Here is a 19,030-nt window from a genome sequence, read left to right on the forward strand (position 1 = left end):
AAGCTTGCGGAGTGTCTCGCCGCGATCCTGTGCTCGTCGTCGATGACGACGCCGTCAGCCGGCAGATGTTGCTGCATGCGCTGGCCGACGCGGGCATCGAGACCATCGCCGTCCCCTCGGGCGCCGAGGCGCTCGCCTGGCTCAAGGCGAGCGTGCCCGCGCTCGTGCTGCTCGATCTCGTGATGCCGCCGCCGGACGGGTACGTCGTCCTCAGCGCCGTGCGGGACGATCCCCGCACGCGGGACATCCCCGTCGTGGTGCTGACGGCGCTCGACGCCGACGAGGAGGTCGCCCGCGCCTTCGAGCTCGGCGCGGACGACTTCATCCGCAAGCCGTTCCGCCCGGCGGAGCTCGTCGCCCGCATCCGCGGGCAGCTCCGGATCCGCGACTACGTCGACGCGCTCGCGCGCAAGGAGCACGACGCGAAGGTGGTCCTCGAGCTGACGCAGGCGCTCTCGTCGACGCTCGACTTCCGGAACATCCTCTTCACGGTCGTCCGGCGCATCGCCGAGGTGGCCCGCGTCGACCGCTGCAGCATCGTGCTCGTGCGCGATCAGGGCGACGTCGGCTACGTGGTCGCCGCGAGCGACGACAAGGAGCTGCGGGATCTGCCCATCGACCTCGGCAAATACCCGGAGATCCAGCGGGTCATGCGCACGGGCGACGTGCTCGTGATCGACGACGCGAAGGCGCACCCGCTGTTCGACATCGTGCGCGCGGAGCTCCCGGAGAACGCGTTCCGCTCCCTCGCGCTCCTGCCCATCCTGTTCGAGGACAAGCCGCTCGGCGTGCTCTTCCTGCGCGGCCGGCAGCCCGTGGCCCCCCACGCGCACGAGCTCTCGCTCGCCCGCACGGTCGCGAGCGCCACCGCGATCGCCCTGCGCAACGCGCGCATCCTGCAATCGCTGCGCGATCAGACGCAGCAGAGCACCTTCGCCCGGTTCGAGGCGGAGCGCCGGCTGAAGGCGCTCCAGCGCTACGCCGATTTCTTCCACTCGACGGCGGACGGCATCATCGTCGTCGATCCCGACGGCCACATCCTCTTCTCGAACCCGCGCGCGCAGGCGATCACCGGTCGCGCGGGCGAGGACCTCGAGAAGGCCAACCTGGCCGACCTCATCGATGCGCGCGAGCTCCCGCTCCTCGAGGAGATCCGGGCCGGCTTCGCGAGGGGATCGTTCCCGCACATGGTGGATTTCACCGTGCGGCGCGGCGAGCCAGAGCAAGAGAAGCTCATCCTGAGCTTCAGCTTCAGCAGCGTCCTCCGGGAGGAGAGCGGCGCCGTCCTGGTCAGCTTCCGCGACGTCACCTCGGAGCGCGCCACGGAGGCGGAGCTGACCAAGACGAAGGAGTTCCTCGAGCGCGTCATCGAGAGCTCGGTCGACGCGATCGTCTCGGCCAACATGGAGGGGGTCGTCCTGCTGTTCAACCGCGCCGCCGAGCGGATCTACGGCTACGACGCGAAGGAGGTCGTCGGCGTGATGAACGTCCGAGCGCTGTACCCCGACCACAACGCCGAGCAGATCATGCGGCTCATCCACGCGAAGGAGCACGGCGGCCCGGGCCGGCTCGAGGGCTACCGGACCGAGGTCCTGGCCAAGGACGGCTCGCGCATCCCGGTGCACCTCTCCGCGGCGCTGATCTTCGAGAACGGCGTCCCTGTCGGCTCCGTCGGCATCTTCACGGACCTGCGCGAGAGGATGCGGATGGAAGCCCGCCTCACCGAGGCGCAGGAGGAGCTGCGCGCTCGCGAGAAGCAGGCCCTCATCGCCGAGCTCGCGGGCGCGGCCGCGCACGAGCTGAACCAGCCCCTCACCAGCGTGCTCGGCTACGCCGAGCTGATCTGCCGTCGGATCGACGACGCGTCCCCCATCAAGGGCGCCGCGGCCACGATCCGCAGCGAGGCCGAGCGAATGGCGGAGATCGTCCGCAAGATCGGCAAGATCACCCGCTACGAGACGAAGTCCTACGTCGGCGCCGCGAAGATCATCGATCTCGACCGATCGAGCGGCGACGACCCGAACCGGGTGATCGGGTGAGCGGAAGGACCGCGGAGCGCCTGGGGGAGCGGCCGTTGTCCGACGCCCCCGTCTCGCTCCGGAAGCCGCTCACCCGGGACGTCCCGCTCGAGTGGATCGACAACCTGCTGCTCGCGGCGAGCGAGCTCGAGCCCTCCGCCTCCATCGAGCAGCGCGCCTCGGCGCTGCTCGGCGCGGCCGGGAAGGCGCTCGCGGACTGCGGGTTCGGCGTCTGCATCCTCGGCGCGGCCGGCGCGCCGGTGGTCGTCCGCGTCTCGCCGCGCGCCGGCCGCGACGAGGGTCGCGATCCGGCGCGGCTCTTGCCCGAGTTCGCGTTCGAGCGCGCCGCGGCGATCGAGCCCGAAGGGCGATCGAGCGTGCACGTCGCGGCCGACGACGCCGGGTACCTCGACAGCGCGCCGCTCGGGGCGCTGCTCGACCGGCTCGCGCTCGCCTTGCGGATCACGATCCGGGAAGCGCGCGCGCAGCAGTCGCTGCGCGACCAGATCATCCAGGCCGAGAAGCTGGCCTCCCTCGGGAAGATGGCCGCCGGGGTCGTGCACGAGCTCAACAACCCGCTCACCTCGATCCTCGCCTACTCCGAGTACCTGCGCCGCAAGGGCGAGCGCAGCGGCTTCGATCCCTCGGACATCGAGCGGCTCGCGAGGATCAACGAGGCGGCGGATCGCATCCGCCGTTTCACGCGCGATCTGATCGCCTACTCGAGGCCGTCCACGGAGAAGCCGGGCGCCGTCTCCCTCCACGACATCATCGAGCGCGCCCTCGTCTTCTGCGAGCACCTCCTCGATCAGACGGGCGTGAGCGTCGAGAAGTGCTTCGGCGAGATCCCGCCCGTGCACGGCGTCATCGACCCGCTGACGCAGGTGTTCGTGAACCTGTTCACGAACGCGGCGCACGCGATGCACGAGCGCGGCGGCTGCCTCGGCATCGCGACGGCGATGTCACCGAGCGACGGCTGCATCACGGTCACCATCCAGGACGAGGGGCACGGGATCCAGGCCGATCATCTGCCGAGGATCTTCGACCCGTTCTTCACGACGAAGACCGACGGCGCCGGCACCGGGCTCGGCCTGAGCATCGTGCGGAACATCGTCGCTGCGCACGGCGGCGCCATCCGCGCGGCCCAGCGCGCGCCGCGCGGGACGGTCTTCACGCTGGATCTGCCGATCGCGCTGCCGCCCTCGGGGCGCCGCTGAGCGCCCGTCGCCCGTCGCCTCAGGGAGCGACCTTGACGCCGAGAACGAGCACGCCGCCCTTGTGCTGCTGACCCGCCACGAAGAAGTTCTCGCCGGCCTTGGCGTTCACCTCGAGCAGCGGGAGGAACGTGTTGCCGCCGGGCTTCTGGATGCTCGCGCTGATGACGAAGCGCTTCGGCCCGTCCTGCTTCTTCGCGTCCACCACGTCCTTCAGCGACACCATGAGGACGCTGCCGTTCGGCAGCTTCGTGGTGGTCGGCTTGCCCTTCTGCAGGCTGATCTTCAGCCGATCGAGGAGCTTGTAGCTGTTGTAGGCCGAGAACGGCGGCTTCCCGAGCTCGGGCATCTTGCCGATCTTCGGATCGATCCCGGTCCCGTCGTTTGTCGCGTGGAGGACCACGACCTCGGACGTGACCGCGGCCTCGGATGGCGCCGCGGGCGCGGGCGCCTTCTCCTGCGCGACAGCGGGCGAAGGGCTCACGCCGAGCGCCAGGACCATCAACGCGGTGATCGCACTCGCAAGAAATCTCATCACTGTCCTCCCGGACCGTCATCGGAGAGCCAAACCACCGTGGTCGTCGGGCCTGAGGCCACGGCCTCCCGCGGAACGTAGAAGATCGTGCCCATGCGCGCCCCGAAGTCGACCGTGGCGATCTCGACGCCGGGCTGGACCTCGCCCTCGGCGCTCGGCAGGGCGGCGGGCTCGCTCACCGTCGCTAGGGGCGCAGGCGCGAGCACCTCGGGGACCGTCGGCGCCGGCAGCGACGCGCTGGGCGCCTCGGCGTCCATCCGACCCCAGACCATCAGGGCGGCGGCCGCGGCCACGGCGATCGCCGTGAGCGCGAAGATCCCGCGCGCGTTGTCGTTGGCCGGCGATCCGCGGAGGGGCGCCGGGCTGCGCGTCGCCTCGCCCGACGACGACGCGGCGCGCGGCTGCGCGGCGGCGCCGCCGTCGGCCCTCGCGGCCGCCACCGGCGCCACCTGGATCTTCGCGGCCACCGCCGGCTCCGCCTGGATCTTCGCCATGACCGCATCGGCGATGCTGTCCGCCGCGCTGGAGGCCAGCGCGCCGTCCCGGATCATGTCGGCCGCGGTGACCAGCCCAGCGACCTTCGCGCGGCAGCGCGGGTCGTGGCGCACGTACGCCTCCACCTGCCGGTGGCGCGCTTCATCGAGCTCGCCGTCGACATAGAGCATCAGCTCCAGATCCGTCGGCGGGGCGCTCGCCTCTCCGTGGTTCGCCTTGCTGCTGTTGGCGGTACTCACGCGATCTCCTCCGGGTCCGCTGCGGGGCCCTTGCCCTCTTCCTCCGCATAACAGTCAGCGAGGGCACGCTGAAGCTTCTGACGAGCATGGAACAGGCGGCTCATGATCGTCCCCTTCGAGACCCCCATGGCCTGCGCCATCTCCTCGTAAGACATCCCCTCGACCTCGCGCATCAGGATCACGCCCCGGTGGTAAGGCGGCAGCGCGTCAAGCGCCGCCTGGATGCGCCCGGCGATCTCCCGGCGCCGGACGACGTTGAGGGGGTCGGCGCCGTCGATCCGAGCGACCAGCGGGAAATCGGTCTGCTCCTCGGCTGCCAGGTTGTCCTGGAGCTCGAGGTCGCGGCGCCCCGGCTTCCGCATGAGGTCGATCGCCAGGTTGGTGACGATCCGGTAGAGCCAGGTGAAGAACGACGAGCCGCCCTGGAAGGACCCGAGGCCCTTGTAGACCCGGAGAAAGGCGTCCTGCACCAGCTCGCGCGCGTCGTTCTCGTCGCGCACGAGCCCCATAGCGATCGCGAAGGCCCTGCGCTGGTGCCGTTCCACGAGCGAGCGGAAAGCCGCCTGGTCCCCCTGCTGCGCCCGCTCGATGAGCTCACGATCCTCCTCCGCTTCCCGCCGTCGTGCCTCGCGATTGGACGCACGGGCCGACGCGCTATTCAGGCGCGGGTGGAGCTGCTTCACGTCGCGGCCGTCGCCGTCCGCGGACAGGTCGTCGGCTTCCGGTTCTCCCGGGTCGTCGCCGGGGTCGCCGGGGGGCGCGACCGGCTCAAGCTCGTCCGGGGGGGCAGGTGCAGAGGCCACGGGGGTCAGCTTACCTGAGGAGGCCGGGGGACAAGGAACGGCGCGACGCAGGCTGCCTCGTGGGACCCGCGGCGGCCGGCGGACACGCCGGACAGGAGAAAGGGACCGTCCAGATCACGGTTCATCGGGCTCTTCGTTGATCTCGGGGAGCTCGCCGAGCGTGAGGCGCACATCGAAGACCCGCTCGAACCGGGCGACGCGGAGCGTAATGCTCTTGTTCACGCCGGCGATGCTCGCCATCCACCGCAGCTCGTTCGGGTCGGAAATGGGCTTGCCCTCGAAGCCGATGATCACATCGTCCGGTGCGATACCGGCCCGGTCCGCGGGCCCACCGGCCACCACCGACTTCACCCACGCCCCCTTGCGATCGGGGCGCTTGAGCCGCCCCGCCTCGATCGAGTTGAGGACGTCGACGATCACCCCGACCTGGCTCCGCCGGATCTTCCCATCGCGCAGCAGCATCGGCAGGAGCTGCCGCACCATGTTGATCGGGATCGCAAAGCCGATGTTGTTGGCGTTGGCGCGCACGGCCGCGTTGATGCCGACCACCTCGCCCTTGAGGTTCAGGAGCGGGCCGCCGGAGTTGCCCGGGTTGATGCTGGCGTCCGTCTGAAGAAAATTGAAATAGCCGCTCGGATCGAGCCCCTTCACGTCGTCCCGGGTGCGGCCCTTGGCGGAGAGGATGCCCGCCGAGACGGTGTGGGAAAGGCCGAAGGGGTTGCCTATCGCGACGACCCAGTCGCCGACCTCGATGAAGTCCGAGTCGCCAAGGGGGAGCGACGGGAGCCCCTTCTCGTCGACCTTCAGCACGGCGACGTCCGTGTGCTTGTCGCGGCCGACGACGGCGGCCTTGATGTCGCGGCCGTCGACGAAGCTCACGAGGATGTCGGTCGCGCCCTCGATGACGTGGTTGTTCGTGAGCAGGTAGCCCTCGGGGTCGTAGACGAAGGCGGTCCCGAGCCCCTCGGCGACCGTGCGCCGACGGCCGCCCGGCTGCTGCTGCCGTTCTACGCGGGCCTTGACCGTCGCGACCGCTGGATCGGCCCGCCGCGCGAGCGGCGCGAACGAGCCGGGCATGCCTTCCGAGCGGACGATGGGGGGAGATGGCGGCGCGGGGGGAGACGGCGGGGAGGTCACGACGGGCACCGCGCCCGAGGGGACCGCGGCGCTGCTCGCGCTCGATGTGTGGCCAGGGGAGGCCTTGCTGCACGCGGCGACCAGCCCGGCGAGGAGGACCCACGAGAGAGCCCTGGCGCCGGCGGTCACGACCGTTTCGAGACCTCGAGGTAGCGCATCCTCAGATCGTAGAGCGCCGTTTCGAGCAACCGTTCCTCGTCGCCCGTGAGGTTCCCCTTGGTCTTCTCCTGGAGCAACGTGAGCAGGTCGATGTCCTGATGCGCGAGGACCAGGTTCCGCTCCTCGTTGCCCTCCGGGTTGGGCGCGTCGCCCAGATGCACGTAGGCGGAGCCGATGATCGACAGCACGAACGTCGAGAAGTCGAGCGTCGGCAGCTCCGGGGGGCTCCCGGGCGGAGGGAGGTCCTCCTGATCCGTCGCGTCGCTCACTCGGACCCTTCGTCGTCGAGCTCGGGCTCGACCCGCGGCGCATGCGTTGACCCGCCGAGCGCCGGCTGATCGATGGCGATCGCCTCGGCGTGCTCCTCCAGATCCGGCAAGCTCGCGAGGTGCGACTCGATGGTCGCGGCGCCGAGCGTCCCGCTCGCCAGCAGGCGCTCGCGCACCCGGCGGTCGAGGTGCAGCTCCGTCAGCTTGCCCTTCTCACCCACGGTCATGATGTGATCTCCTCGGACGACCCGCCTGTTCGCGGCGGGCTTATGACGACTTCTTCGAGAGCGTCACGAGCACTTCCCCGTGCTCGTGGTCATGGCTGTGATCGTGGTCATGGTCGTGGTCGTGATCGCAGCAGCCGCCCTCCGACTCCTCGATGCGCTCCTCGAGCTCGGCCTGAGCCTGCGCGATCTCCTCCTCGCTGGCGGCGCGCACGTCGCTGACCTGGACCTGAAAGCGGACCTTCTGACCCGCCAGGGGGTGGTTCGTGTCGACCCGGAAGCCGTCGGGGAGGATGTCGACGACCCGGAGCGCGACCGGCTCTCCGTCCGGTCCCTGGGCGACGAACTCGTCGCCGACCTCGACCTCGCCCGCGTCGGGGAAATCGGCCTTGTCGACCTCGAAGACGCCGTCGTCCTCGCGCTCGCCGAAGGCGTCCTCCGGCGCGACGGTGATCTCGCGCTGCTCGCCGGCGCGCAGCCCCTCGAGGGCGCGCTCCAGGCCGGGCACGATCTGCGCGTAGCCGTGGACGTAGATGAGCGGCTCCTCGGCGGACGCCTGGTCGACCGCCTCGCCTTTCTCGTTGAAGAGGACGTAGGACAGCGTGACGACCGTGTCCGTTGCGATGGGCAGCGACTCCATAGGCGGCGGTTGGTCTGCCACGGCGGTTCCGCGGTTTCAAGCGAGCCGCGCCGGCGCAGGCGCCATGCTATGAGGACGTCCGATGGCCGATTCCATGGCTCGGGCGACCGGTCGCGACCCTCTCGACGCGTCGGACTCGACGGCGCAGGTCGGTCCGGAAGCGAAGCGCGCTCGCCCCAGCGATGCGCCGCCGGGCGGGGCGCGACCGGCCTCGGCCGCGCCTGCGCCCAGCGCACCCCCCCAGGCATCCCATGGCAGCGCGTCGCCCCGGGGCCCGCGCGAGGGCGCGCCGCCCCTCCGACGCGGGCGGGAGGACCTCGAGCAGGAGCTCTCCCGGGTGGGCAGGAGGCGCTGGCTCGGGCGGCTCGGCGTGCTCGCGGCGATCGCCGCGCTCGTCGCGGCGGTCGCCGTATGGCGCATCCGAACGAGGCCGCCGCCGCCGCCGCGCTACGTCACGGGCGACGTCACCACGGGGGACGTGGTCGAGGTGGTCCAGTCGACGGGGCAGGTCAAGCCGCTCACCGAGGTCCAGGTCGGCGCGCAGGTCTCCGGGCGAATCACCAAGGTTTACGTGGACTTCAACAGCATCGTGAAGGCCGGTGACGTGCTCGCCGAGATCGATCCGACGCTGTTCGGGGCGCAGATCGACTCGAACCAGGCGCAGCTCGAGGCGGCGAACGCGAGCGTCGTGCGCGCCGAGGCGTCGCTCGGGACCGCCAAGCAGCGGCTCGACCGCGCGAAGAAGATGGTGGCGGAGGGGGTCGGCTCGCAGGCCGACCTGGACACGGCGCAGGGCGCCTACGACGTGGCGCTCGCCGACCTCGCGGCCTCGAAGGCGCAGGTGGCGCAGCTCAGGGCGGTGCTGCGCTCCTCCACGACGAACCTCCAGTACACGCGCATCTTCTCGCCCATCGACGGCGTGGTCATCAGCCGCGCGATCGATCCCGGGCAGACCGTGGCGGCGAGCTTCCAGGCGCCCACGCTCTTTGTGATCGCCCAGGATCTCCGGAAGATGCGCGTGCTCGCCGACATCGACGAGGCGGACGTCGGGCGGCTCCGCGAGGGCATGGAGGCGGACGTCAGCGTCGATGCCTTCCCGGGCGAGACGTTCCGGGGGACGGTGAGCCAGGTGCGCTACAGCCCGATGAACCAGTCCGGCGTGGTGACGTACGCGGCGGTCGTCGAGGTCGACAACCCCGACGTCAAGCTGCGGCCGGGGATGACGGCGACGGTGAGCATCCGGTCCGCCGAGGCCAGGGGGGTGCGGCGGCTGCCGAACGCGGCGCTCCGGTTCAAGCCGGCTCCGGAGCGCGACAAGGACGGCAAGGAGATCAAGGGGCCGCCGCTCGAGGCGCTCCCGCCGAAGAAGGGCCGCGTCTACGTGCTGACCGACGCGACGCCGGGCGCGGAGAAGATCGAGCCGCGCGTCGTCGACATCGGGATCACCGACGGCATCTTCACCGCGCTGGCGACCGATCTCGGGCCGGTGAAGATCGTCACCGACGAGAACGATGATCCGTCGTCGGGCGGCAGGGGGCGCGGCCCCCGGCTGTTCTGAGGCGCGATGCTGTCGCACGGCCAGGGCGTCGCCGCGGTGCTCCGGGACGAGCCGCTCATCGAGCTCTCGAGCGTCGGCAAGGACTACACGACCGAGGCCGTCGTCGTGAGGGCGCTCCGCCACGTGGACCTGACCATCCAGCACGGCGATTTCGTCGCGATCGTCGGTCAGAGCGGCTCGGGCAAGAGCACCCTGATGAACATCATCGGGTGCCTGGACCGGCCGACCCGGGGCACGTACCGGCTCGACGGGCTCGACGTCACCCGGCGCAGCAACGACGCGCGCGCGATCGTGAGAAACCGCCTGATCGGGTTCGTCTTCCAGGGGTTCAACCTGCTGCCGCGGACGACGGCGCTCGAGAACGTGGAGCTGCCGCTCGTCTACCGGGGCATCGGCGCGGCCGAGCGGCGCAGGCGGGCGCTCGAGGCGCTCGGCGCGGTGGGGCTGGCCGAGCGCCTGCACCACACGCCGAACCAGCTCTCCGGCGGCCAGCAGCAGCGCGTCGCCATCGCGAGGGCGCTCGTCACCTCCCCGCCGCTGCTCCTCGCCGACGAGCCCACGGGCAACCTCGACACCCGCACGAGCTACGAGGTGCTCGGGCTCCTGCAGCGGCTCAACCTGGACGGGATCACGATCGTCCTCGTCACGCACGAGCCCGACATCGCCGCCTGCGCGAGCCGCGTGATCACGATGCGCGACGGTGAGATCCGGAGCGATGTCAGGAACGACCGCCCCGTCGACGCGGCCGAGGCGCTGGCCGCGCTGCCGCGCCCCGAGACGGAGGCCCACGAGCAGGCGCCGTGAGGGGTTATCTCGCCGCCATCCGGATCGCGCTGCGCGCCATCGTCCGATCGAAGCTCCGCGCCGCCCTGACGGTGCTCGGCATCCTCATCGGGGTCGCGGCCGTGGTGGTCGTGGTGGCGCTCGGGACGGGCGTGCGCAACCGCATCCTGGGCGAGATCTCGGGCCTGGGCGCGAGCTCGATCTACATCTTTCCGCAGTCGACGCAGGCGTCGGGACTGAAGCGCCGCGACACCGTCCGGATGTCGGAGGCCGACGGGGCCGCGATCCTGAAGGAGTCGATCAGCGTGGCCGCGCTGAGCCCGTTCAGCTCGACCTCGATGCAGATCGTGGCCGGTGAGGCCAACGTCGCGACGCAGGTCATGGGCGTGACGCGGAGCTACCTCGAGATCCTCTCCTACCGCGTCGACAAGGGCGACGGCTGGACCGAGGCCGACGAGCAGCTCAAGACGAAGGTCTGCGTCATCGGCGAGACCGTCCGGGAGAACCTGTTCGGCTCCGGCGAGGCGGTGGGGCAGTACATCCGGATCGGCAAGCACCCGTTCCGGGTGATCGGGGTGCTCGCGAAGAAGGGGCAGTCGCCGTTCGGTGAGGACCAGGACGACCGGCTGCTCATGCCGATCGGCAGCTTCCGCTCGCGCGTCGTGCCGAGCGCGCCGGGCAGGGTGCAGATGCTCCTCGCTGCCGCGACGAGCGAGCGGACCGTCGACCGCGCGGTGGAGCAGATCGACCGGATCCTCCGGCAGCGCCGCGGGCTCGCGCCGGACGACGAGCCAGATTTCGTGATCCGCACGCAGGCGGAGTTCCGGGCCTCCCAGGAGCGGATCATCGACACCTTGACGATGCTCCTGTCCTCGATCGCCGCAGTCTCGCTCCTCGTCGGCGGGATCGGCGTCATGAACATCATGCTGGTCAGCGTCACCGAGCGGACGCGCGAGATCGGCATCCGCATGGCGATCGGCGCCTCGGAGGGCGACATCCTTGTCCAGTTCCTCGTCGAGGCGATCACCCTGTCGCTCATCGGCGGCCTGATGGGGCTCGGCGCGGGGCTCGGCCTCATCCAGCTCTTCGCCGCGGCGCTCGGCTGGAACATGACGCTGCCGGCCAGCGCGGTCGTCGTCGCGGTGGGGACGAGCGCGACGATCGGGGTCGTCTTCGGGTTCTTCCCGGCGCGCCGCGCCGCGCGGCAGGACCCCATCACCGCGCTGAGGCACGAGTGATCGCGGCGCTCACGCGCGTCTTCTCGGCGGTCGTGATCGCGCTGCGCGCCGTCCGCCGGAACAAGCTCCGCGCGGGGCTCACGATCCTCGGGATCACGATCGGCGTCGCGGCCGTCGTCACCGTCACCGCGCTGGCGAGCGGCGCGCGCGCCAACGTCAACGCGCAGATCTCGAACCTCGGCTCCAACTCGCTCATCGTCTTCGCGCGCTCCGCCCGCGCCTCGGGCGTCCGCAGCACCGCGGGCGCGAAGCTCTCGGAGCTCGACGGCCAGGCGCTCCTGCGCGAGTCGACGAGCATCCGGCTCGCGGCGCCGTTCCTCAGGTCGAGCGCCCAGGTCATCTACGAGGGCCAGAACTCGAGCCCGACGCTCGTCGGCACGCGCCTCAGCTACTTCGAGATCCGGAGCTGGAAGGTGGCCCAGGGGGAGCCGTGGAGCCCCGCCTCGGAGAACCTGTCCGAGAAGGTGATCGTGATCGGCGCGCAGACCGCGCGGGATCTGTTCGGATCGCTCGACCCTGTCGGCCGCCTGGTGCGGATCGGCCGCCAGACCTACCGCGTGCTCGGCGTGCTCGAGGAGAAGGGGGCGTCGCCCTTCGGGCAGAGCCAGGACGACATCGTGCTGATGCCCATCACGACGATGCGGTCGCACGTCGTCGCAACGCGGCCGGGCGAGGTCCACGCGATCTTGCTGAGCTCGACGTCCGCCGAGACGTCCGAGCGCGCCAGGCAGCAGGCCGAGGCGATCCTCCGGCAGCGGCACCGCATCGGCGAGGGCGAGGAGGACGACTTCGCCGTCCGGAGCCAGGCGGAGTTCCAGGCCATGCAGGACGCGATCTTCGCGGCGCTCTCCGCGCTGCTCGTCAGCATCGCGGCGGTGTCGCTCGTCGTCGGCGGCATCGGCGTCATGAACATCATGCTGGTGTCGGTCACCGAGCGCACCCGGGAGATCGGCATCCGGATGGCCATCGGCGCCCGGGAGATCGACATCCTGCTGCAGTTCCTGCTCGAGGCGCTCGTGCTCGCCACGCTGGGCGGCCTTGTCGGCAGCGCGCTCGGGTACGGCGTCATCCTCGGGTTTTCGAGCGCCCTCGGCTGGCCGATGAAGCTCGAGCCCGTGGCGCTCGGCGTCGCGCTCGGGGTGAGCACGGCGATCGGGATCGTCTTCGGGTTCTTCCCGGCGCGGCGGGCCGCGCGCATGGATCCGGTGCACGCGCTCGGACGCGAGTAGCGCGCTCCCCAGAGCGCGCACGCGAGCGTCCCCGGGCCGCGGCGACCCGGGGACGCAGAGGCGCGGCCGCGCGGGCGGCGCGCGCCTCCCGGCGGCTCAGCTCTTCTTCATCAGATCGGCGAACGTGCCGAACTTGGCCTCGCGCGCGACGCCGGCGCGGTACTGCTGGTACGCCTGCTTCTCGGCGTCCTCCTTGAGGGCGCGGATCGACAGCTTCGCCTCTCCCCGGCGCGGATCCACCTCGATGACCTTCGCGTCGAGCTGGGTCCCGATGGGGAACTCCTTGCGGAGGTCGGTGCCGCGCTGCGTGCCGGTGTGGCCGGCCGGGATGAAGCCGCGGGCCGCCCGCCCCGTGGTGCCGAGCACCCGGACGACGAGCCCCCCTTCCGTCACCTGCGTGACGGCGACCTTCACCGACCTGCCTTGCTGCACGCGCTGGCGCGGCTCGCTCTCCTCACCCTCGGGCGGGGCGGGGTGAAGCCCGATCCGCCGGGCCGCGGGGTCGCAGCTCGCGACCACCACGTCGATGTCGTCGCCGACCTTCACGACCTCGTTCGGGTGCTGGATCGGCTTCATCGACAGGTCGGCCGTGTGGATGAGCCCATCGATGCCCGACTCGAGCTCGACGAACGCACCGAACGGCTGCAGGCGAGCGACCTTGCCCTTGTGGCGCGTCCCGACCGCGTACTTGTCCTTGACCGCGTCCCACGGATCGACCGTGGCGGCCTTGCGGCTCAGCCACAGCTTGCCCTTGTCGTCGACGCGCAGGACCTTCACCTCGATCTCGGCGCCCGGCTTGAACAGGTCGGTCAGCCTGGCGCCGCGGTCGTGGCTCGCCTCGCTCATGTGGACGAGCCCCTCGACGCCGCCGGCATCGGGGAGCGCGACGAACACGCCCCACGCGACGACCTTGCGCACAACGCCCTTGTGAAGCGACCCGGGCTCGATGGACGTGAGCGCCTCGGTGCGCGCCTTCCGGCTCTCCTCCTCGAGCATCTTGCGACGGGACACGACGATGTCGCGCCCCTTCTTCGCGAACTGCGTCACGATGAAGTCGAGCCGCTGGCCCACGAGGTAGTTGAGGTCGGCCCCGTGGCGCAGATCGACGTGCGACGCCGGCGCGAACGCGCGGAGGCCGCCGAGGTCGACCTCGAGCCCGCCCTTGACCGCTCCGGTCACGAACCCTTCGATCGGCTCGCCGCTCTGGAGCGCTGCCTCGGCCCGCGCGCGCGCCTGCTCGAGCTGCACCGGCGCCCTCGACAGGAGGAGCATGCCCCCGCGCACCCCGGTGCTCGCCACCGTCGCGATGAACTGATCGCCCTCGACGGGCGGCTCCTCATCGAGGATCTCGCGCCGGTCGAACAGCCCCGTGGCCTTCCCGGCAATGTCGATCCAGATGGCGTGGTCGGTGATCTTGCTGACCTTGCCGAACACTTCCTCGCCGATGCTGAAGGCCGGGCGCTCGCGCGGCGGCGGGGCGCCTTGCCCCTTGCGCCGCTTGCGCTTCTCGCCGCCGGGCTGGGGCTGTCCCCCCGCCTCGTCGACCGCCTGTTCCTCTTCGCCCTCGTCCTCTGCAGCGTCCGACGGCTCCGCGTCGCCCGCCTCGACCGCGGATCCGGCCGCCTCGGCGGCCTCGGCACCGGGCTGGCCCGCTTCCTCCGCGCCCTTGCGGCGGCGGCGGCGGCGGCGCTTCTTCCCGGCGCCCCCTTCCGCCTGCGCGGCCGCGCCGGCCTCGCCGCCCGGCGCCGGCTTTCCGGCCTGCGCCGGCTTCCCGCCGGCCGGCGGGGTCCGCCTGCCCGGCGGGGCCCCCGGCTTGCGGTTGCCGATGTCATCCCGCGGCAGGCCCGGGACGCGGTTGCCGATGTCGTCGCCCGGCTGCTCTTCCCAGTCGTCCTCATCGGCAGCGCTCGCCGGAGCGGCGGCCGCTGCGGCAGGGGCTGCCTCGGACGAGGTCGAGCTCGTTTGCGGCGATGTTTCTCCGCCGGATTCGCCGCTCGTTTCCGGCGGGGAGGTGGACCCCGCCTCCTGAGCTTGGGCTGCCTGCTCGGGCGCAGCGTTCGACGACTCGAGCTGGCCGCCCTGGTCGGCCGGAGCTGCCGGCGCGTCCGCCGGCGTGGTGGTATTTTCGTGGGTATTCATCCGCGCCTCGCGCGACAACGCATGCCGATGGGGGCGAAACGTGCTCGCGTTCTCTCCAGCGGCCCCCTCGGTTCAATTGGGGGGGGAAGGGGCCGGAACCATAACGTACCCGGGACGTTTACGCGAGGCCTACCGCATGATGGGCAGGTGCTTGTTCGTCCCGCCGCTCCGGTCGATGCGCAGGCCGCCCCCGCTCGCGAGGTCGTGGGCGCTGACCTGAGCGGCCAGCCGCTCCGCCACATCCAGGAAAGCGCGGGCGATCGGGCTGCCCGGGGCAGCCTGAACGACCGGGGTGCCGGCGTCGCCCCACTCCCGGATGGCGGCGTCCATGGGGATCTGCCCGAGCAGCGGCGCCTCGGCGAACTCGGCGATCTTCTGCCCGCCGCCGGCCCCGAAGAGCTCGTGCCGCTTGCTGCACCCGTCGCACACGAAGTAGCTCTCGTTCTCGACGACGCCGAGCAGGGCGATCCCGACTTTCTGGGCCATCGAGACCGACTTGTACACGTCCTGGAGGGCCACCTCCTGCGGCGTCGTCACGACGATCGCCCCCGTGGTCCTCATCTTCTGGGAGATCGTCAGCGCGATGTCGCCGGTCCCGGGCGGCAGGTCGAGCACGAGGTAGTCGAGCTCACCCCATTCCACATCGCGCATGAACTGGATCAGGGCGTTCTGGAGCATCGGCCCGCGCCAGACGACCGCCGACCTCGGATCTTCCAGCAGGAAGCCGATGGACATGAGCTTCACACCGAAGCGCTCGAGCGGCAGGAACTTCTGTCCGTCGGCGGACGTCGGGCGACCCATCACGCCGAGCATGGTCGGCACGCTCGGCCCGTACATGTCCGCGTCGAGCAGGCCGACCTTCGCGCCCTCGCGGCTGAGCGCCAGGGTCAGGTTGGCGGCGACCGTGCTCTTGCCGACGCCGCCCTTGCCGCTCATCACGAGGACGATGTTCTTCACGCGCGGCGACGGATCATCCTGAAGGATGGTGCGCGTCGGGATGTTCACCTCCCAGGCGATCCGGACATCCTTCGCGCCGGCGCCCTTGAGGGCCGCCTCGATGTCGGCCGCGAGCCGCTGCTTGAAGTAGCTGGTGAGCTCGACCGTGAGCGACACCGCGCCGTCCTCGACCGAGAGATCCCGCACGCGACCGAGCTCCGTGAGGGGGCGCTGGAGGTCCGGAGCGACGACCTTTGCCAGCGCGGCGAGCGCGGCGTCCTTCGTGATGGCCATGGGCCGGAGGAGTTAGGACTGCTCGGGATTCCCGTCAACCGGCGAGCGCGGCCGGCTCGCGGCCGCTCGCTTCGGCGGGCGTGGGGCGACATCGGTCGTCCCCGCGCGCCCCACGCCCGGCCTTGCGTCCTCATGCAAGGCCTGGCGTCCGGGCGGTCTCCTCACCAGCAGGTGACGACCGTGGAGTCCTTGTCCCTGGGGTCGAGCCGGCGCGACGGCAGGTAGCACCGCGAGTCCGTACACTCCCCGCTCGAGTTCGTCTCGACGCACACGCACGACCCGGCGAGCCCGCTGGGCGCCTTCGGGCAGACGTCCTCTGCGTTGCTCTCGTTCAGCAACGTGTTCGGGTCGTCCATGGTGCACCGGATGGGGAGCGCCGCGTCGACGCACGCGCGCTGGCCGCGGAGCGTGGTGGTGCATTCCATGGTGGAGTCCGCGTCGCCGCAGTCGGCGTCGTTGCGGCACGGCTCGCAGAAGTTGCGCTCCCCGACGCAGGCGCCGAACCGCGGCGTGCACACCTCGCCCTCGCACCGGTAGTCGAGGTCGCAGTCCTCGTCCTTGCTGCAGGTCCGGGCGCACCGGCTCTCGCCGCCGATCGTGACGCAGCGCTGGCCGGGCGCGAGCGAGCAGTCGAGGTCGGAGCTGCACGGCGCGCACTGGGCGCGCTTGACGCAGTTCGTGCGCAGCAGGCACAAGGGCCCCTCGCGATAGGAGTTACCGTCGCCGAACGTGGCGCGGTCGACGCACTCCTCGTCGGTCTCACCGCAGTAGCTGTTATCTCCCTTGTCCGTTCCGCAGATCGCGTGAGGATCACGGGTCACCGCGCACTCGTAGCCGCCGGGGCAGTCGGCGTCGCTCGCGCAATGCGGCTGTGTGCAGTAGGCCTCCGCGTCGCCCTCCCCCTTGCCGAGGCACACAAGGCCGAGGGAGGTGCACTCGGCGGGAGCGCAGCTCGGAATGAAGCAGGCGCTGCCGTCGGGGCACTTCCCGGTGTTGCAGGCGGCGTCGTCACCGCATGCCTCGGTGTCGCGCTGGCACGCGCCGGGCTCGCCGCTGCACTGCACCGGGTTGCACGGCGTGTCATCGGGGCAGCGCCCGAACTGGCCGCACTCGGAGCCGAACGGACACGGCGCTCCGAACCCTCCGGGCTTCCCGTTCGACCTGCAAACGGAAATCTTGGCGTTCGTGTCGTCCTCCTCTGCCGGCACACATTCCTGGAGGCCCGGGATGCATTCGAGGTGGCTGGCGCACTTGAGCACGCAGCGGTTGTCCACGCAGGTATTGCCCTCCAGGCAGAGCCCGGGCTTGCACTTGCCCTCGCAGACGCCGTTCACGACGACACCGCCGAAACACTCGTCCCGCGGAGTGTCCGACGACGAGGAGCAGGCGCCGCTCGCGCCGGCAGCCCCCATCGCCAGGCTACCGAGCATCAGGAACGCGTGGATACGACGGAAGCGGGGCCGATGGGCGCTCTGAGAGGCGACAACCTGCTGCATAGGACCTCAGCGCGGGAAATGCCCGCGGATGGGGCAGGCACGGCGGGCCTGGCCGGAGATTGCGGAAAGCACCCCCCGAGCGAAACAGGCGCGACAAGGTTGCCCTTGACGCCCCCCGCGCCGCCCAGAAGAATGAGCACTCCTACACCATACTTCAGGCGGTGGCATCATGCGAATGGACGCAGTTCTCGGTGGGATGGCCGTTGGCGTCGTGGCGGCCCTGGGGCTCGTCGGCTGCGCAGGAGAAGAGGATCCCATACCGGCTCCTGATTTTCCTGAGGGGACGGGGCAACCTGCCGCCAACGCTGCTCGCTACCCGGCAGGTCCCTACGGGATCAACCCCGGCCGGGTGATCGCGAACTATCAGTTCGTCGGGTACGCCAACGCCGCCGCAAACAACGATACGATGCAGCCGATTCAGCTGGCCGACTTCTACAACCCGACCGGGACGGAGGTTTTTCCCGAGGGCTCGCAGTACGGCGCAGGCGAGCCAAAGCCGAAGGTGCTGCTGATCGACGTCTCGTCCGTGTGGTGTCACCCCTGCAAGGTCGAGGCGGAGTCGGTCCTGCCCAGGCTCTACGAGAAGTATCAGCCGCTGGGTGGCGAGTTCCTGGTGCAGCTCGCGGACGGGGCGACTCCGGGTGACCCGGCGGTGGCGCGCGACCTGCACCGCTGGACGACCCGGTACGACGTGCAGTACCCGTCGGCGATCGACCCTTCGTACAAGCTCGGGGCGCTCTTCCAGGCTGACGCGTTCCCGGCGAACATGATCGTGAGGACCCAGGACATGACCATCGTCGAGGTCGTCGCCGGCGTGCCCGAAGAGGGCAGCGGATTCTGGCAGACCTTCGAGAAGATCATGAACGGCGAGATCTGAACGGATCGTCGTGGACGCGTCGTCGAGCCGCCGGACGATGCGCTCGCGTGGACCCCCTGCTGGGGCGCCGCGACAGGCGCCCCCGACGTTGGACCTCGTACCGGTCGGCCGCTCGGCCGGCGCACTCGCTAGGAAAGCCCCTGATGAACCGAACCACCCGCTGCGCGCTCTCGCTGGCGCTCACTGTCCTTGGCCTCGCGGCGACCTCGTGCGGAGCGGCCACCGGCGGCTCCTCGGCGAGCCCGGCGCCAGACTTCTCCCTCCCCGCCCTCGACGGCAAGACGGTCAGGCTCTCGGACTATGCAGGAAAGAGCGTCGTATTGATCGACTTCTGGTCGACCACCTGCGATCCGTGCCTCGCGGAGATGCCTCACCTCGTCGAGCTCTACAAGAAGCACAAGGACAAGGGGTTCGTCGTGCTCGCCGTGTCGCTCGACGGGCCGGAGTCGCGCGCGCAGGTGAGCAGCACGGTCCATGACAGGGAGATGATCTTCCCGGTGCTGCTCGACGAGGAGACGACCGTGGCGGCCAAGTACAACCCGAAGCGCGAGCTCCCGTTCGCCGTGCTCATCAGCCGAGACGGCTCGATCCTTCACAAGCGCAGCGGGTACCAGCCTGGCGATGAGGCCGTGCTGACCGAGCAGGTCGAGAAGGCGCTCGCCCAGTAGCCGATGGCGCCGCGCGGCGGCGTCGGCGCCGCGCAGCAGCACCGGGGCGACCGCCCGGCGCGCATTCGCGCCCGGAGGG

The 19,030-nt window shown here is 70.7% G+C and carries 18 protein-coding genes; 8 read left to right on the forward strand and 10 right to left on the reverse strand.

Annotation, left to right across the window (positions count from 1 at the left end; genetic code table 11):
* Nucleotides 1-11 precede the first annotated feature (11 nt).
* Together WMF24_RS37360 and WMF24_RS37365 are read left to right on the forward strand one after the other, a co-directional pair.
* On the forward strand, nucleotides 12-2,039 hold the full coding sequence (locus tag WMF24_RS37360; protein WP_437732227.1) for a PAS domain S-box protein: 2,028 nt from the start codon (nucleotides 12-14) through the stop codon (nucleotides 2,037-2,039).
* A gap of 35 nt (nucleotides 2,040-2,074) precedes the next feature.
* Nucleotides 2,075-3,235 carry a sensor histidine kinase gene (locus tag WMF24_RS37365; RefSeq protein WP_437732228.1) on the forward strand — a complete coding sequence of 387 codons (1,161 nt, stop codon included), beginning with the start codon at nucleotides 2,075-2,077 and terminating at the stop codon, nucleotides 3,233-3,235.
* Nucleotides 3,236-3,254: 19 nt separating this feature from the next.
* Here WMF24_RS37365 and WMF24_RS37370 read toward each other — a convergent pair whose 3' ends face one another.
* The 7 genes from WMF24_RS37370 to WMF24_RS37400 all read right to left on the reverse strand — a co-directional run bounded on the left by WMF24_RS37370 (nucleotide 3,255) and on the right by WMF24_RS37400 (nucleotide 7,733).
* Nucleotides 3,255-3,767, reverse strand: coding sequence for a hypothetical protein (locus WMF24_RS37370; protein ID WP_437732229.1), 513 nt, complete (start codon nucleotides 3,765-3,767; stop codon nucleotides 3,255-3,257).
* Nucleotides 3,767-4,501: an anti-sigma factor family protein gene (locus tag WMF24_RS37375; protein ID WP_437732230.1), complete on the reverse strand. Its 735-nt coding sequence runs from the start codon at nucleotides 4,499-4,501 to the stop codon at nucleotides 3,767-3,769. The genes WMF24_RS37370 and WMF24_RS37375 overlap by 1 nt, the downstream gene beginning before the upstream one ends.
* Nucleotides 4,498-5,304 (reverse strand): sigma-70 family RNA polymerase sigma factor, encoded by an 807-nt coding sequence (locus WMF24_RS37380; protein WP_437732231.1) that lies wholly within the window; start codon nucleotides 5,302-5,304, stop codon nucleotides 4,498-4,500. Before WMF24_RS37380 ends, WMF24_RS37375 begins: the two co-directional genes overlap by 4 nt.
* A gap of 114 nt (nucleotides 5,305-5,418) precedes the next feature.
* Complete coding sequence (locus WMF24_RS37385) at nucleotides 5,419-6,570, reverse strand: S1C family serine protease (RefSeq protein ID WP_437732232.1); 1,152 nt, start codon at nucleotides 6,568-6,570, stop codon at nucleotides 5,419-5,421.
* Nucleotides 6,567-6,869 carry a DUF1844 domain-containing protein gene (locus tag WMF24_RS37390; RefSeq protein WP_437732233.1) on the reverse strand — a complete coding sequence of 101 codons (303 nt, stop codon included), beginning with the start codon at nucleotides 6,867-6,869 and terminating at the stop codon, nucleotides 6,567-6,569. Before WMF24_RS37390 ends, WMF24_RS37385 begins: the two co-directional genes overlap by 4 nt.
* Nucleotides 6,866-7,096 (reverse strand): hypothetical protein, encoded by a 231-nt coding sequence (locus WMF24_RS37395; protein ID WP_437732234.1) that lies wholly within the window; start codon nucleotides 7,094-7,096, stop codon nucleotides 6,866-6,868. Before WMF24_RS37395 ends, WMF24_RS37390 begins: the two co-directional genes overlap by 4 nt.
* A gap of 40 nt (nucleotides 7,097-7,136) precedes the next feature.
* Nucleotides 7,137-7,733 carry an FKBP-type peptidyl-prolyl cis-trans isomerase gene (locus WMF24_RS37400; RefSeq protein ID WP_437732235.1) on the reverse strand — a complete coding sequence of 199 codons (597 nt, stop codon included), beginning with the start codon at nucleotides 7,731-7,733 and terminating at the stop codon, nucleotides 7,137-7,139.
* 337 nt (nucleotides 7,734-8,070) lie between these two features.
* Between WMF24_RS37400 and WMF24_RS37405 the strand changes: the two genes are divergently transcribed.
* Genes WMF24_RS37405 through WMF24_RS37420 form a run of 4 tightly spaced genes read left to right on the forward strand, consistent with a single transcriptional unit; the run spans nucleotide 8,071 to nucleotide 12,541 of the window.
* Nucleotides 8,071-9,291 carry an efflux RND transporter periplasmic adaptor subunit gene (locus WMF24_RS37405; protein ID WP_437732236.1) on the forward strand — a complete coding sequence of 407 codons (1,221 nt, stop codon included), beginning with the start codon at nucleotides 8,071-8,073 and terminating at the stop codon, nucleotides 9,289-9,291.
* A 6-nt stretch (nucleotides 9,292-9,297) separates the two neighbouring features.
* A complete protein-coding gene (locus tag WMF24_RS37410; protein WP_437732237.1) occupies nucleotides 9,298-10,095 on the forward strand; it encodes an ABC transporter ATP-binding protein in 798 nt (265 codons plus the stop codon).
* Complete coding sequence (locus tag WMF24_RS37415; protein ID WP_437732238.1) at nucleotides 10,092-11,312, forward strand: ABC transporter permease; 1,221 nt, start codon at nucleotides 10,092-10,094, stop codon at nucleotides 11,310-11,312. Before WMF24_RS37410 ends, WMF24_RS37415 begins: the two co-directional genes overlap by 4 nt.
* Nucleotides 11,309-12,541: an ABC transporter permease gene (locus tag WMF24_RS37420; protein WP_437732239.1), complete on the forward strand. Its 1,233-nt coding sequence runs from the start codon at nucleotides 11,309-11,311 to the stop codon at nucleotides 12,539-12,541. Before WMF24_RS37415 ends, WMF24_RS37420 begins: the two co-directional genes overlap by 4 nt.
* Before the next feature lie 96 nt (nucleotides 12,542-12,637).
* Here WMF24_RS37420 and WMF24_RS37425 read toward each other — a convergent pair whose 3' ends face one another.
* The 3 genes from WMF24_RS37425 to WMF24_RS37435 all read right to left on the reverse strand — a co-directional run bounded on the left by WMF24_RS37425 (nucleotide 12,638) and on the right by WMF24_RS37435 (nucleotide 17,340).
* On the reverse strand, nucleotides 12,638-14,680 hold the full coding sequence (locus WMF24_RS37425) for a S1 RNA-binding domain-containing protein (protein ID WP_437732240.1): 2,043 nt from the start codon (nucleotides 14,678-14,680) through the stop codon (nucleotides 12,638-12,640).
* A 129-nt stretch (nucleotides 14,681-14,809) separates the two neighbouring features.
* Entirely contained in the window at nucleotides 14,810-15,910 is a 1,101-nt protein-coding gene (locus WMF24_RS37430) for a P-loop NTPase (RefSeq protein ID WP_437732241.1), read from the reverse strand.
* 161 nt (nucleotides 15,911-16,071) lie between these two features.
* Entirely contained in the window at nucleotides 16,072-17,340 is a 1,269-nt protein-coding gene (locus WMF24_RS37435) for a hypothetical protein (protein WP_437732242.1), read from the reverse strand.
* 262 nt (nucleotides 17,341-17,602) lie between these two features.
* Here WMF24_RS37435 and WMF24_RS37440 point away from each other — a divergent pair, with 262 nt between their 5' ends.
* Both WMF24_RS37440 and WMF24_RS37445 read left to right on the forward strand, forming a co-directional pair.
* The gene (locus tag WMF24_RS37440) at nucleotides 17,603-18,283 is read left to right on the forward strand and encodes a TlpA family protein disulfide reductase (protein WP_437732243.1); all 681 of its coding nucleotides are present in this window, start codon (nucleotides 17,603-17,605) and stop codon (nucleotides 18,281-18,283) included.
* A gap of 143 nt (nucleotides 18,284-18,426) precedes the next feature.
* A complete protein-coding gene (locus WMF24_RS37445) occupies nucleotides 18,427-18,951 on the forward strand; it encodes a peroxiredoxin family protein (RefSeq protein ID WP_437732244.1) in 525 nt (174 codons plus the stop codon).
* Nucleotides 18,952-19,030: the final 79 nt, after the last annotated feature.

The organism is Sorangium sp. So ce1335 (genome assembly GCF_051521615.1).
GTDB lineage: Bacteria > Myxococcota_A > Polyangia > Polyangiales > Polyangiaceae > Sorangium.

Excerpts from the sequence above, each read along its gene's own strand:
- WMF24_RS37370 (WP_437732229.1), bottom strand. The coding sequence starts at position 3,767 with ATGAGATTTCTTGCGAGTGCGATCACCGCGTTGATGGTCCTGGCGCTC.
- WMF24_RS37395 (WP_437732234.1), bottom strand. The coding sequence starts at position 7,096 with ATGACCGTGGGTGAGAAGGGCAAGCTGACGGAGCTGCACCTCGACCGC.
- WMF24_RS37400 (WP_437732235.1), bottom strand. The coding sequence starts at position 7,733 with ATGGAGTCGCTGCCCATCGCAACGGACACGGTCGTCACGCTGTCCTAC.
- WMF24_RS37410 (WP_437732237.1), top strand. The coding sequence starts at position 9,298 with ATGCTGTCGCACGGCCAGGGCGTCGCCGCGGTGCTCCGGGACGAGCCG.
- WMF24_RS37425 (WP_437732240.1), bottom strand. The coding sequence starts at position 14,680 with ATGAATACCCACGAAAATACCACCACGCCGGCGGACGCGCCGGCAGCT.
- WMF24_RS37430 (WP_437732241.1), bottom strand. The coding sequence starts at position 15,910 with ATGGCCATCACGAAGGACGCCGCGCTCGCCGCGCTGGCAAAGGTCGTC.
- WMF24_RS37435 (WP_437732242.1), bottom strand. The coding sequence starts at position 17,340 with ATGCTCGGTAGCCTGGCGATGGGGGCTGCCGGCGCGAGCGGCGCCTGC.
- WMF24_RS37440 (WP_437732243.1), top strand. The coding sequence starts at position 17,603 with ATGGCCGTTGGCGTCGTGGCGGCCCTGGGGCTCGTCGGCTGCGCAGGA.
- WMF24_RS37445 (WP_437732244.1), top strand. The coding sequence starts at position 18,427 with ATGAACCGAACCACCCGCTGCGCGCTCTCGCTGGCGCTCACTGTCCTT.